Below are 13,079 nucleotides of genomic sequence, written 5' to 3' on the forward strand. Positions count from 1 at the left end.
TCGGAGGTACGGATTCCGGGAGTCGCGGGGGCGCTCACCTGCGGGCTCCCCGGGCTGCGATCGACTGACGGTACAGCTCGACGGTGCCGAGGGCGGCCCTGGCCCAGGTGAAGTTGGCCAGCACCCGGGCTCGGCCCGCCTCGCCGAGGCGGGCACGCAGTCGACGGTCGCCGAGGAGCCGGCCGAGCGCGGCGGCCAGGGCCCCCGCGTCGCCGGGCGGCACGGCCAGGCAGGTCTCCCCGTCGGGCCCGGTGACCTCGGGGATGGCGCCGCCGGTGGTCGCCACCAGCGGGGTCCCGGTGGCCATGGCCTCGGCGGCGGGCAGCGAGAAGCCCTCGTACAGCGAGGGGACGCAGGAGACCTGGGCGCTGCGGACCAGGTCGACGAGCTCGGCGTCGCTGATCCCCTTGACGAACTCGACGGCGTCCTGGAGTCCGTAGCGCTCGATGGCCTGGGCGACGGGACCGTCCTCGGCCCGCTTGCCGACGACCACGAGGTGCGCCGCCGGGTTCTCGGTACGGAGCTTGGCGAGGGCCTCCACGAGGTGGACGAGGCCCTTGAGCGGGACGTCCGCGCTCGAGGTGGTGACGATCCGGCCGGGGATCTCGGCGACCGAGGGGTCGGGCGACCAGAGGTCGGTGTCGGCGCCGATGTGCACGACCTGGATCCGGTCGCGCCGCACCCCGAGGTGCTCGGTGATCTCCTGCTGCGACGAGCCGGAGACGGTGAGGACGGAGGGCAGACGGCGGGCGACGCGCTTCTGCATCCGGGTGAAGCCGTACCAGCGGCGCACCGAGAGCCTGCGGCGCATCGACTCCGCGGCGTCCAGGTCCAGTCGGCGGTCGACGGTGATGGGATGGTGGATCGTGGTGACCAGGGGCGCGCCCAGGTCTCCGAGCAGGCCGTAGCCGAGCGTCTGATTGTCGTGCACGACGTCGAAGTCACCGCGCCTGGCGAGGAGATGACGCCGCGCCCGCAGGCTGAACGTGAGCGGCTCGGGGAAGCCGCCGGTCCACATGGTGGCGACCTCGGCGAGGTCGATCCAGTCGCGGTACTCCCCGCGCCCCGGGGTGCGGAACGGGTCGGGGTGACGGTAGAGGTCGAGGCTCGGCAGCTCGGTGAGCGGGACGCCCTCGTCGAGTACCGGGTAGGGCTGGGCGCCGATCACTTCGACGCTGTGGCCGAGGCGGGCCAGCTCGCGTCCGAGGTGGCGGACGTAGACGCCCTGGCCTCCGCAGAAGGGGTTGCCCTTGTACGTCAGGAGTGCGATGCGCAACGGCCGGTCACCGTCGGTGTCCGACGCGCCACCGCCCGCGAGGGGGCCCGACTCTATGGCCTCAGCGGTCACACTCGGCCCCCTTCATCACTGCGTTTTCGCCGGAGCGTAACCGGTCGCGCTAATCTAGAACAAGTTTCAGACTCGTTCGTTCAACCCGCACCGAATCTACCGGCAGGTAGCGTCGGCGTGACGGCCGGATCAGGTGATTCGCGCCACGACGGACGCCCTGGCATGCTGTGCGCGCCCGGATGCCGGCGCCCGACCGGACAGGGAACCGGTTCTCACTCTGCGACGGGGACAGACGGGGATGGGGACAGATGACAGCGGAAGCCAGGCCGGCAGCGCCTCCCCTGACGGAACGCCAGGAGGCCCGCCGCCGCAGCATTCTGCGGGCCGGCGCCCAGCTCGCCGGGCGGGGCGGCTTCGAGGCCGTTCAGATGCGCGAGGTGGCGGACGCCGCCGGAGTCGCCCTGGGCACGCTGTACCGCTACTTCCCGTCGAAGGTCCATCTGCTGGTCGCGATCATGCAGGACCAGCTCCAGCACCTGCACGTCACGCTCCGCAGGCAGCCGCCCGCCGGGGACGACGCCGCCCGGCGGGTCGCCGAAACCCTGATGCGGGCGTTCCGGGCGCTCCAGCGCGATCCGCATCTGGCGGACGCGATGGTGCGGGCACTGACCTTCGCGGACCGCGGGGTGAGTCCCGAGGTGGACGCCGTGTCCCGGCTGACGACGGCGATCGTCCTGGACGCGATGGGTCTGAAGGACCCCACGCAGGAGCAGCTGTCCGTGGTCCGCGTCATCGAGCACACCTGGCTCTCGGCGCTGATCACCTGGCTGTCGGGGCGGGAGTCGATCGCGCAGGTGAAACGGGACATCGAGACGGTCTGCGGGCTGATCGACCTCCCGCCCCGCACGCGCTGACACCGTCTCGCGCCCGCACCCGCCGCGACGCACCCATGTGCCGTGCGCACACCGGCACTTGCCCAGGTGAGGTTCCCTGCACCATGTCGACGGCGCCACGGTGTTCGTACGGTTCGGCCGACATCACCCGAACCCTCCCGAGGAGCCGGTCACCATGCGTCGCAGAGCCGTAGGCACCGCCCAGAGAAATTCCCTGACCGCCCTCACGCTCGGCGCCGCCGGCCTGCTCCTGGTCGGATGCACCGCCGCCGGGCAGGCGGGCGAGGGCTCCGGTTCGGGCAAGGGCGGGGACGAGGCCGTGAAGGTGGGGCTCGTCTACTCCCGTACGGGACTGCTCGCCGCGTACGGGAAGCAGTACCGCGACGGGTTCATGGCGGGCCTCGACCACGCGACGAAGGGCACCGGCAAGGCGGGCGGCCATCCGATCGAGGTCACCGAACAGGACGACGCGGGTGACCCCGGCAAGGCGGTCTCCGCCGCGAAGAACCTGATCGGCAAGGGCTACAAGGTGCTGGCCGGCACCACCGACTCCGGCGTCGCGCTCCAGATGGCCCCGCTGGCCGCCCAGAACAAGGTGCTCTACGTCAACGGCCCGGCCGCCACGGACGCAGTGACCGGGATCAACGACTACACCTTCCGGTCAGGACGGCAGTCCTACCAGGACATCCTCACCGCGGGCACCATCCTCGGGGACCCCAAGGGCAAGAAGGTCACCGTCCTCGCTCAGGACTCCACCTTCGGCCAGGCCAACGTCGCCGCCGTCAAGGCGGTCCTGGGTGCCCGGGGCGCGACGGTGGGCTCGGTGCTGGCTCCGCCCAGCGCGACCGACCTGACGCCCTTCGCCCGGCAGGTCAAGGCGGGCGGTCCCGATCTGGTCTTCGTCGCATGGGCCGGCGCGACCGCTCCGGCGCTGTGGACAGCGCTGGACCAGCAGGGCGTGCTGAACGCCGGCAAGGTCGTCACCGGGCTGGCCGGGACGGCCTCGTACCCGGTCTTCGGAGCGGCCGGCGCGAAGGTCTCCTTCCTCGCGCACTACTTCCCCGGTGCGGGCGGCGGCAACGCCGTGGAGAAGGCCATGATCGCCGGGGTGGAGAAGGCGGGCGGCACCCCCGACCTGTTCAGCACCGACGGTTTCACCGCGGCGCAGATGATCGTGCGGGCCGTCGAGGAGGGCGGTGCCACCGACACCGCCGCCATGGTGAAGGCCCTGGAGGGCTGGAGCTTCGACGGGGTGAAGGGCCGGCAGCAGATCCGTGCCGACGACCACGCGCTCGTGCAGCCGATGTTCGTGGCCAAGCTCAACGGCACGGGTGCGGCCGCGGAGCCCGAGCTGGTGAGCACGCAGCCGATGGATGCGGTGGCACCGCCCGCGAAGCCCTCGGCGGGCTGACCCGTGACGGTATCCGGCACCGCCACCACGCGGGTGGACACCCCGGTGCTGAGGCTGGACGGCCTCGGCTGGCGCGTCGGCGGGGCGACCATCGTCGAGGACATCACCCTCGATGTCCGGGAGGGCGAGTTCCTCGCCTTCATCGGCCCCAACGGGGCAGGCAAGACCTCCTTGTTCAACCTGATCAGCGGTATCGCCCTGCCCACCGCGGGCGCCCTCGCGCTGGACGGCGCCGACCTGACCGGCCTGCCGGTGCACACCCGTGCGCGCCGCGGGATCGGACGTACCTTCCAGACCTCCAGCCTCTGGCCGCAGATGACCGTGGCCGAGCACGTCCGCCTGGCCGCGCAGGCCAGGAGCGGCGGTTCGCACCGGCTCTGGCGGCGCGCGTCCCCGTACACCGCCGAGGTGGACGGCGTACTGGAGCGCACGGGCCTCGGCCACCGCGCCGGGGCCACGGCGGCGGAGCTCTCCCACGGAGAGAAACGCAAGCTCGAACTCGCCGTGCTGCTGGTGGGCGAGCCCCGGCTCATGCTGCTCGACGAGCCGATGGCCGGGGTGAGCGCCGAGGAGGTCCCGGCCCTCACCGAGCTGATCCGCACACTGCACCGCGAGGAGGGCCGCACCGTACTCATGGTCGAACACCACATGGACGTCCTGCTGGGTCTGGCGGACCGGCTGGCCGTGATGCACCACGGCCGTCTCCTCGCCCTGGACACCCCGGGCGCCGTGACCGCCGACCCGGTCGTGCAGCAGGCCTACCTCGGGGAGGGGCTGTGAGCACTCCCCCCGCGGACACACCCTCCGCGCCCCTGCTCGCCGTACGCGGCCTGCGCGTCCTCATAGGCGGCCGGCACATCCTGCACGGCGTCGACCTGGACGTGGCACGCCACGGCGTGACCGCTCTGCTCGGGCGCAACGGGGCAGGCAAGACGACGACCGTACGCGGCATCCTGGGGCTGGTGCCGCGGGGCGGCAGCGTGCTCCTCGACGGAAAGGAGACCGTGGGCCTGCCCACGCACACCCTGGTCCGCAGGGGCATCGGGTACGCCCCCGAGGACCGGGGGATCTTCGCCGGCCTCACCGTCGCGGAGAACCTGCGCCTGGCCGAGCGCCGGGGCGCGGACGGGCCCGCCTACGGCCTGGTCCATGAGCTCTTCCCCGAACTCAAGCTCCGGCGGGCGCAGTTGGCGGGGACCCTGTCCGGCGGCCAGCAGCAGATGGTGGCCATCGGCCGCACCCTGCTCAACGGCAACCGGCTGATCATCGCCGACGAGCCCACCAAGGGCCTGGCCCCCAAGGTCGTCACCGAGGTCGCCCAGGTCCTGGAGCGCGCCGCGGAGGCGGTGCCCGTCCTGCTCGTCGAACAGAACCTCGCCGTCGTCCGCCGTCTCGCCGAGCACTGTGTGGTGCTCGCCGACGGACGAACGGCCCACCAGGGCCCGGCGGCCGGACTGCTGGGCGACGCGGAGGCCACCCGCCGGCTGCTCGGCGTCGGCCAGGGCCCTCTCGCCCCACTCACCGCGGAGGCGGATTCCTGATGTCCACCATCGTGCTGCTCACCATGACCGGACTCGGTCTGGGAGCGCTGTACTTCCTCATCGCGTCGGGGCTCTCGCTGATCTTCGGCCTGATGGACGTGCTCAACTTCGCCCACGGGGCGCTGCTCTCGATCGGCGCGTACGGCACCTGGTGGGCGGCGTCCGGCCACCTGCCCGGCGCCGGCCCGGGCGGCTGGGGCTTCGCGCTGGCGGTCCTGTTCGGCACGGCGGTGGGCACGCTGGCCGCCGTGGTGCTGGAACTGGCCGTCGTACGCCCCCTGTACACCCGGCCGCGCGAGCAGGTGCTGGCGACGGTCGGGGTGGGGCTGGCCGTGCCCGCGCTGCTGTCGGGCATCTGGGGTTCGGACGCCCGGACCTTCCCGGGCCCGCAGGCGCTGTCCGGCACCTTCGGGCTGCTGGGCGCGGACGTGCCGGTCAACCGGCTGGTCCTCGTCGCGGCGGCGCTCGTCGTACTGGTCGCCCTGCGGGTGTTCCTCGGCCGGACCCGGCACGGCCTGGTCGTACGTGCCGGGGTCGAGGACAGGGCGATGGTGACGGCTCTGGGCATCGACGTCCGCAAGGCGTTCACGCTGGTCTTCGCGATCGGCGGCTGCGCCGCCGCGCTGGGCGGCGCGCTCGGCGGGCTGTACTTCGGCTCGGTCGACCCCCGGCAGGGCACCTCGCTGCTGATCTTCGCCTTCGTCGTCGTGGTCACGGGCGGCATGGGGTCGGTGACCGGCGCGGCCGTGGCGGCCGTGGTCATCGGCCTGGTCCAGCAGTTCGCCAACTACTACACCGCAGCGGGCCTCGGCGACCTGGCGGTCGTCGTCCTGCTCGCCGCGCTGCTGCTCGTCCGGCCGCGCGGACTGACCGGGAGGCTCGCGTGAGCACCGCCACCACACCCGCACCCACACCCACCGCCGTACCCCCGGCGCCCGGGCGCGACAGGGCCCGGGCGCTGCGATGGTGGCCCGCCGCCGTCCTCGTGCTCCTGATCGTCGCGCCCTTCAGCGCACTGCCCCTCCCCGGCTTGCTGGACGGTCCGGTCGGGAGCCCGGGGAGCCTGCAACTCCTCGCTACCTGCCTGCTGTTCGGCGCCCTCGCCACCGGCTACGACCTGCTGCTGGGGCGTACGGGGCTGCTGTCCTTCGGGCACGCCCTGTACTTCGCGGCGGGCAGCTACGCCACCAACATGTTCCTGCTGGAGGCGGGTCTGCCGTTCGCCGCCGCCGCCGCTCTCGGCCTGTGCTCCGGCGCCGCGCTCGCCCTGGTGCTGGGCTCGGTGAGCCTGCGGGTCACCGGCATCGGCTTCTCCATGGTGACGCTCGCCTTCGCGCAGGCCGGCTCGATCCTCGTCTCCCGTAACCCGGGAGGCCTCACCGGCGGCGAGGAGGGCCGGGCGGCCCCGGCGGAATTGTTGCCCTCGTGGCTCGTCGGCATCGACCACACCGCCAACCTGTACTGGATCACGCTGGCCTACCTCGTCCTCACCCTCGGCGTCGTCCACTGGGCGGTGCGCTCCCCCACCGGCCGGGTCTGGGAGGGCATCAAGGAGAACGAACGCCGGGTGGAGGTACTGGGCCTGAAGCCGTACGGCTTCAAGCTGACGGCCTTCGTCCTGGCCGGCGCGCTGGCGGCGGTGGGCGGGCTCGTACACCTGCTGCTGACGGGCGGCTCCACGCCCCAGACGACGACGTCGGACTTCACCCTCTCCCTGCTCGTGATGGTGGTGCTGGGCGGAACGGGCACCCGCTGGGGACCGATGGCCGGCGGCATCCTCTACACCTGGGCCGACCACCGGCTCGGTGACCTCGCCGGATCGGGCGCGGTCGCCGATCTGCCCGCCGTCCTGCGCGTGCCGCTCTCCCAGCCGCTGTTCCTGCTCGGGGTGCTGTTCGTGGCCGTGGTACACCTGCTGCCCGGTGGCCTGGCCCGGCTGCCGTCCCGTCTGCGCCGACCCCGCAAGGAGAACCAGTGACCTCGTACGAGGAGATCCGCGTCCCCGTCACCGGCGGTGAACTGGCCGCGCTGCGCTGGCCCGCCCGCGATCCCGGCGCACCGGTCGTCGTGGCCCTGCACGGCATCACCGCCAACGCGCTGTCCTGGGGCACGGTGGCCCGGCTGCTCGACCGCCGGGTCACGCTGGTCGCCCCGGACCTGCGTGGCCGGGCCGGCAGTGCCGGGCTGCCCGGCCCGTACGGCATCCCCGCCCACGCCGACGACACGGCCGCCCTGGCCGGCGCGCTCGGCCCGGACCGGGTGGTGCTGGCGGGCCATTCGATGGGGGCCTTCGTGGCGGCGCTCGCGGCCGTCCGCCATCCCGGACGGTTCGGTGAACTGGTTCTGGTCGACGGCGGGTTCGGCTTCCCCGCACCCACGCACCTGTCGGCGGACGAACTGATCACGGCCGTGATCGGGCCGGCCATGGACCGGCTGTCGATGACGTTCCCCGACCGGGACGCCTACCGGTCGTTCTGGCGGGCCCACCCCGCTTTCGGGGGCGACGCCTGGTCGCCCGAGGTCGACGCGTACATCCAGCGCGACCTGGCGGGCGAGGAACCCGCGATGCGCTCGGGCTGCCGGCTGGAGGCGGTCCGCACGGACGGGATGGGCCTCTTCCAGGACGAGGTGCTCGCAGCCACACGTGAACTCGCTCAGCCCGCGACGCTGTTGTGGGCGCAGCGGGGGCTGATGAACGAGGAGCAGGGGCTGTACGACGAGTCCCGGCTCGCGGCGGCGGGTCAGCCGGGCACGAACGTCGAAGCGGTGCGCGTCGAGGACGTCAACCACTACACGGTGCTGACGGGCGACAAGGGGGCCGGTGAGGTCGCCGGCGCCCTGCTGCGGGCGGCGTCCGTCCCGCGCTGAGGCCGGGCGGGCCGGCCGGGGCTCAGCGGCCCCGGCTGCCCGACAACAGATGGAGTCGCAGGGCGAGTTGCAGCTCCAGCGCGCGGTCCGGCTCGTTCCAGTCGCGGCCCAGCAGCACCTGGATCCGGTCGAGGCGCTGCACCACCGTGTTGACGTGGACGTGCAGTTCGTCCTTGGCCCGGATCAGGCTGCCGCCCGCGCCGAAGTACGCCCGCAGCGTCCGTACGAGGTGGGTGCCGCGCCGCTCGTCGTAACGCAGCAGCGGTCCCAGCACCGCGGCGACGAAACCGTCCACGTCCTTCGCGTTGCCCAGGACGACACCCAGGAAGCCGAGTTCGCCGACGCAGGCGCCTTCGCCCTCCCGGCCCAGCACCCGCATGGCGCCCAGGCAGCGCGCGGCCTCGGCGTAGGCGGCGGCGAGTTCGCGGGCGCCCCGGGCGGGTCCCGTACCGGCGACCGTGACGGGTGCCTGGACGAGGTGGCCGAGCTGTGCGGCCGCCGCGCGTGCGGCACCGGCCGCGGATGTGCCGTCGTCGTCGCAGTCGATCAGCAGCACGACGGTGCCCGCGTGTTCGGCGCTCACCCCGTGGATGTCCCCGCCGAACAGGTACCGCATCGCGGCGCCGCCGAGCCTCTCCCTGGCCGCCGCCTCCGCCACGAGCAGGACGTGGGGCCGGTCCAGATCGATGCCCAGGCGCCGGCCCCGCTCGGCCAGGCCGGCCGGGTCGCGGTCCGGGTCGCCGAGCAGGTCGCTGATCAGCTCGCCCCGTATCCGGTTCTCGGTCTCGGCGACCGTGCGGCGCAGCAGCAGGAGCAGGCCCGTGACGACGGCGGCGCGTTCGAAGAGCCGGCGGTCGGAGTCGTCGAGCCGGTCCGGCCGGTGCAGCACCAGGCTGGCGAGGAGCTCCTGGCCGGCGAGCACCGCGCAGATCCACCGCCCATCGCGGTGCACGGCCCGCGCCCCGTGGCGGGACTCCTCGGCGGTGCCGGCGAGCCACCCGGCGTCCATGCTGTCGACGGCGAATCCCGTGCCGTCGGGCCGTACGGCGGCCATGGGGCGGCCGCCGGGGTCGTGGATGGTCAGGGGGCTGTCGAGCAGGCCCGCGACGGACACGGCGACGTCCTTCACGTCGCCGCCGCGCAGCACCAGGTCGGTGAGCCGGTCGTGGGCCTCCTCGGCGCGCCGCATGGCGGCGGAGTGCGCTCGTACGGCGGCGTTGGCCTCGGCGAGTTCCGCGTTGGCCCCGGCGAGTTCCGCGAGGGCGGCCCTGGTGTCGTCCAGCGCCCGGGCCGTGTCGATGGCGATGGCGGCGTGCGCGGCGAGCGAGCAGAGCAGAGCCACCTCGTCGGGGCTGAAGACCCGTGCGGCCCGGTCGGCCGCGAAGAGGACACCGATGACCTTGCCCGTGCCGCCCCGGCTGGAGCCGAGCAGCAGGGGCACGCCGAGGATCGCCACCAGTCCTTCGTCCAGCACACCCGCGTTGATGTTGCGGGTGTGGCGGAAGCGTTCGTCGGTGCGGTAGTCGGGTGTGGCGTACGGGCTCGCGGTCTGCGCCACCAGTCCGCCGAGGCCTTCGCCCAGCTCGAGCCGGAGCCGCTGGAACAGCACGGACACCGACCCGTCCGTCACCCGCATGTAGGTGTCCCCGGCCTCCTCGTCGGGGAGCGTGAGATAGGCGGTGTCGGTACCCAGCAGCATCCTGGCCCGCCGCACGATCGCCTTCAGCACGTCGTCCAGGTCCCGGGAGGCCGCCAGGTCCCCCGCCGTGTCGAACAGGGCGGTGAGCTGGAGTTCCCTGCGCCGGTGCTGGCGCAGGGCTCCCCTGATCCGCAGGGCGGTCGCGGCCGCCCTCTCCACCTCGGCCAGCTCGGCCGCGGGCACACCGGCGGCCCTGGCCTCCGAGGTGACGGCGCCCAGGTCCTCGGCGGGGGCGTCGTCGGCCAGCAGGTCGAGGAGGCGGGCCAGGAGGGGCGTGGCGGAGGGGGACGGTTCAGACATGGGCGGCCATCGTTCTTCCGGCGTGTCGGGGGTGGGGGTCGGTGGTCAGTTGGCGGTCCAGCCGCCGTCCATCGTGAGGGAGCTGCCGGTCATGTGCCCCGTACCGGGCCCGCACAGCCACAGCACGGCACCCGCGACGTCGGCGGGCTCGATCAGCGACTTGAGGGCGCTGCGCTCCAGCAGCACCCGGCCCACCACCTCCTGCTCGGAGATGCCGTGGCTGCGGGCCTGGTCCGCGATCTGGTCCTCGACCAGGGGGGTGCGGACGTAGCCGGGGCTGACGCAGTTGCTCGTCACGCCGTGCGGCGCCGCTTCGAGTGCGACCACTTTACTGAGCCCCTCCAGCGCGTGCTTCGCCGATACGTAGGCGGACTTGTAGGGACTTGCGCGGAGCCCGTGCACGGACGAGATGTTGACCACGCGGCCCCAGCCGCGTTCGTACATGCCGGGGAGGGTCCGGCGCAAGATGCGGAACGGTGCTTCCACCATGACACGGTGGATCAGCGCGAAGCGGTCCGGCGGGAACTCGTGCACGGGCGCCACGTGCTGCAGCCCCGCGTTGTTGACCACGATGTCCGCGTCGGCGGGCAGCGCGTCCACCGCCTCGGCCACGGAGAGGTCCGCCACCCAGGCCGTTCCGCCGATCCGTTCGGCCAGGCTCTCGGCGGCGTCGCCCGCCTTGTCCACCACGTGGACATGGGCCCCCGCGGCGGCGAGGGCCTCCGCGCAGGCCAGTCCGATGCCGCTCGCGGCCCCGGTGACCAGGGCGGTGCGTCCGGCGAGCGTGTGGGGGTCGTGCTGGGGGGTCCGGGAAGTCTCCATGAGCGTCACCGTAAGGACGTCACCGCCCGCATCACACGGGGTCGGTGCACACACCCCGGCGCGTCCCCATGGTGGTGGCCGACATGGTGCGGCCGGGCGGGCCCTCCGCGTGCCCGCCCGGCCGCGGCGGGCGCAAGAGGAGCGCCGCACACAGCGGTGGGCACCGGGTGTCAGCCGCCCACATGGGCGACTGCGGCCCCGGCTCATAGGTTCCGGCAGCAGTCCGCATGCCCGCACGTCCGAACGAGGAGTCCCCACCGTGCGCCCACCGATCCTGCGACGCCTGCTCCGCCGCGTCGCCTCCACAACCGTCTGCGGCCTGCTCGCCCTGTTCGCCGCGCATCCGGTGTCCGCCGTCGCCGCACCGGCGGCCCCGGCCGCCGCAGGGCTCCAGCAGGTCACCGGCTTCGGCTCGAACCCCGGCGGTCTCCAGATGTTCGCGTACACCCCCGACAGCGTGGCGGCGGGTGCGCCCCTGGTGGTCGCCCTGCACGGCTGCACCCAGTCGGCCGACGCGTACTACACCCACTCCGGCTGGTCCAAGTACGCCGACCTGTGGGGCTTCGACGTCGTCTTCCCGCAGACCACCTCGGCGAACAACGCGCTGTCGTGCTTCGGCTGGTTCGACCAGGCCGAGAGCACGCGGGGCCGGGGCGAGGCGGCGTCCGTCGTGCAGATGGTCGAGTACGCGAAACAGACGTACGGCTCCGACGGCCGCCGCGTCTACGTCACCGGGCTGTCGGCGGGCGGCGGGATGACCGCCGATCTGCTGGCCGCCTATCCGGACGTCTTCGCGGGCGGGTCCGTGGCCTCCGGACTGCCCGCGCAGTGCGCCACCAGCCAGGCCGCCGCGTCCGGCTGCCAGACGGGCCCGCCGGCGCTGACGCCCGCCCAGTGGGGCGACAAGGTGCGCGGCTCCCACCCGGGCTGGACCGGTCCCTGGCCCCGGGTCGCCATCTGGCAGGGCACCTCCGACTACACGGTCTACCCGGCGAACGCCACGGCCCTGCGCGACCAGTGGACCGACGTCTGGGGCATCGGCCAGACCCCGTCCAGCACACAGAGCCTGCCCGGCAACACCACCCGTAGCGTCTACGAGGACGCGTCCGGCCGGCCCGCGGTGGAGACGTTCCTGGTGTCCGGCATGGGGCACGGTCTGCCGGTGAGCCCCGGCTCGGGCACCGAGCAGTGCGGGTCGACGGCCGCGTACTTCCTGAACACCATCTGCTCCGCGTACCACACCGGCGTGTTCTGGGGACTGGACAAGGGCGCGTCGGGCGGCGGGGACGGGCTGCCCGCGCCCGCCGGCCTGAAGGTCACCGGGGTCACGGACAGCAGCGCCTCACTGACCTGGAACGCGGTCACCGGCGCGGCCTCCTACGCGGTGTACCGCGACGGCGCGAAGGTGACCACCACGACCTCCTCGTCCTTCACCGACACCGGGCTGACCGCCGGCACCTCCTACCGCTACACCGTGGCCGCCGTCGGCTCCTCGGGGTCCGCCGGGGCGGGCTCGTCGGCCGTGACCGCGACCACCTCGGGCGGCACGGCCCCGGCCCGGTGCTTCACGGCGACGAACTACGCGCACGTGACGGCCGGCCGCGCCCACACCTCGGGCGGCCATGCCTACGCGAACGGGTCGGGGCAGGACATGGGGCTGTACAACGTGTTCGTCACCCACACCCTCCGGGAGTCCCCGGCGGGACACTTCGTGATCGCGGACTCCGGCTGTCAGGCCGGGTCCTCGTAGTCGCCCCTGATCGTCTTCGGCAGCCGGCAGCCGTCCTCGACGGCCGTGAGGGCCACGGTCTGCCCGGCGCCGGAGCCCTCCCCGGTGTAGTGCCGGGCGTACAGCTTCCAGCCGCGTTTGGCGAGGGTGCGGTAGGTGATCTCCTGCTCGGCGTGGCTGGAGACGATCTCCCAGTCGTGCTGCCGCAGCCGCATCACCGTCGCCTCGAAGGCGCCGGCCGCCCCGGCCGCCGGCGCGTCGCCGGTCCACGGTGCGACGCAGGTGCGCCAGGCGCCCTGCGGCAGTCCGGCCGTGGAGGTGTCGCCCTCCGGGAGCCCGCCGGCCAGGGCGAGGCCGGCTATCTCGTCGGCGACCGTCTGTGTGGTGAACGCCGGTGTGGGCTCCGGGGACGGGGCGGGGGCGCCTTCGCTCTCATCCGTGAGGCCGCAGCCCGCCGTCACCGTCATGAATCCGGCAGCCACGACGGCGACGGCCGCCGCGCCTCTTCTGGTTGTGCGCACTGGATGC

At 73.4% G+C, this 13,079-nt stretch carries 12 protein-coding genes; 8 read left to right on the forward strand and 4 right to left on the reverse strand.

Annotated features, from left to right (window positions below; translation table 11 throughout):
* Positions 1–34: 34 nt before the first annotated feature.
* On the reverse strand, positions 35–1,348 hold the full coding sequence (locus ABZ441_RS02270; RefSeq protein WP_358967095.1) for a glycosyltransferase family 4 protein: 1,314 nt from the start codon (positions 1,346–1,348) through the stop codon (positions 35–37).
* A gap of 248 nt (positions 1,349–1,596) precedes the next feature.
* Here ABZ441_RS02270 and ABZ441_RS02275 point away from each other — a divergent pair, with 248 nt between their 5' ends.
* From ABZ441_RS02275 to ABZ441_RS02305, 7 genes are all read left to right on the forward strand, one after another.
* Positions 1,597–2,202: a TetR family transcriptional regulator gene (locus tag ABZ441_RS02275; RefSeq protein ID WP_358967098.1), complete on the forward strand. Its 606-nt coding sequence runs from the start codon at positions 1,597–1,599 to the stop codon at positions 2,200–2,202.
* 154 nt (positions 2,203–2,356) lie between these two features.
* Positions 2,357–3,592 carry a substrate-binding domain-containing protein gene (locus ABZ441_RS02280; protein ID WP_358967101.1) on the forward strand — a complete coding sequence of 412 codons (1,236 nt, stop codon included), beginning with the start codon at positions 2,357–2,359 and terminating at the stop codon, positions 3,590–3,592.
* Positions 3,593–3,595: 3 nt separating this feature from the next.
* Entirely contained in the window at positions 3,596–4,372 is a 777-nt protein-coding gene (locus ABZ441_RS02285) for an ABC transporter ATP-binding protein (protein ID WP_358967104.1), read from the forward strand.
* Positions 4,369–5,133, forward strand: coding sequence for an ABC transporter ATP-binding protein (locus ABZ441_RS02290; protein WP_358967107.1), 765 nt, complete (start codon positions 4,369–4,371; stop codon positions 5,131–5,133). The genes ABZ441_RS02285 and ABZ441_RS02290 overlap by 4 nt, the downstream gene beginning before the upstream one ends.
* A complete protein-coding gene (locus ABZ441_RS02295; protein ID WP_358967108.1) occupies positions 5,133–6,020 on the forward strand; it encodes a branched-chain amino acid ABC transporter permease in 888 nt (295 codons plus the stop codon). Before ABZ441_RS02290 ends, ABZ441_RS02295 begins: the two co-directional genes overlap by 1 nt.
* The gene (locus ABZ441_RS02300; RefSeq protein ID WP_358967111.1) at positions 6,017–7,111 is read left to right on the forward strand and encodes a branched-chain amino acid ABC transporter permease; all 1,095 of its coding nucleotides are present in this window, start codon (positions 6,017–6,019) and stop codon (positions 7,109–7,111) included. The genes ABZ441_RS02295 and ABZ441_RS02300 overlap by 4 nt, the downstream gene beginning before the upstream one ends.
* Entirely contained in the window at positions 7,108–8,001 is an 894-nt protein-coding gene (locus ABZ441_RS02305) for an alpha/beta hydrolase (RefSeq protein WP_358967113.1), read from the forward strand. Before ABZ441_RS02300 ends, ABZ441_RS02305 begins: the two co-directional genes overlap by 4 nt.
* A gap of 22 nt (positions 8,002–8,023) precedes the next feature.
* On the opposite strand, the gene ABZ441_RS02310 is transcribed toward ABZ441_RS02305, so the two are convergent.
* Both ABZ441_RS02310 and ABZ441_RS02315 read right to left on the reverse strand, forming a co-directional pair.
* Positions 8,024–10,000, reverse strand: a complete 1,977-nt coding sequence (locus tag ABZ441_RS02310) for a GAF domain-containing protein (protein WP_358967116.1) — start codon at positions 9,998–10,000, stop codon at positions 8,024–8,026.
* Positions 10,001–10,045: 45 nt separating this feature from the next.
* Complete coding sequence (locus ABZ441_RS02315) at positions 10,046–10,822, reverse strand: 3-hydroxybutyrate dehydrogenase (RefSeq protein ID WP_358967119.1); 777 nt, start codon at positions 10,820–10,822, stop codon at positions 10,046–10,048.
* 259 nt (positions 10,823–11,081) lie between these two features.
* Between ABZ441_RS02315 and ABZ441_RS02320 the strand changes: the two genes are divergently transcribed.
* Entirely contained in the window at positions 11,082–12,572 is a 1,491-nt protein-coding gene (locus tag ABZ441_RS02320; RefSeq protein WP_358967122.1) for a PHB depolymerase family esterase, read from the forward strand.
* On the opposite strand, the gene ABZ441_RS02325 is transcribed toward ABZ441_RS02320, so the two are convergent.
* A complete protein-coding gene (locus ABZ441_RS02325) occupies positions 12,554–13,072 on the reverse strand; it encodes a hypothetical protein (RefSeq protein WP_358967125.1) in 519 nt (172 codons plus the stop codon). The two genes, ABZ441_RS02320 and ABZ441_RS02325, sit on opposite strands and share 19 nt — an antisense overlap.
* Between the last annotated feature and the right edge of the window lie 7 nt (positions 13,073–13,079).

This window comes from Streptomyces sp. NPDC005752 (assembly GCF_040630715.1).
GTDB lineage: Bacteria > Actinomycetota > Actinomycetes > Streptomycetales > Streptomycetaceae > Streptomyces.

Coding starts and splice junctions, on each gene's coding strand:
- ABZ441_RS02275 (WP_358967098.1), top strand. CDS start 1,597: ATGACAGCGGAAGCCAGGCCGGCAGCGCCTCCCCTGACGGAACGCCAG.
- ABZ441_RS02280 (WP_358967101.1), top strand. CDS start 2,357: ATGCGTCGCAGAGCCGTAGGCACCGCCCAGAGAAATTCCCTGACCGCC.
- ABZ441_RS02295 (WP_358967108.1), top strand. CDS start 5,133: ATGTCCACCATCGTGCTGCTCACCATGACCGGACTCGGTCTGGGAGCG.
- ABZ441_RS02310 (WP_358967116.1), bottom strand. CDS start 10,000: ATGTCTGAACCGTCCCCCTCCGCCACGCCCCTCCTGGCCCGCCTCCTC.
- ABZ441_RS02315 (WP_358967119.1), bottom strand. CDS start 10,822: ATGGAGACTTCCCGGACCCCCCAGCACGACCCCCACACGCTCGCCGGA.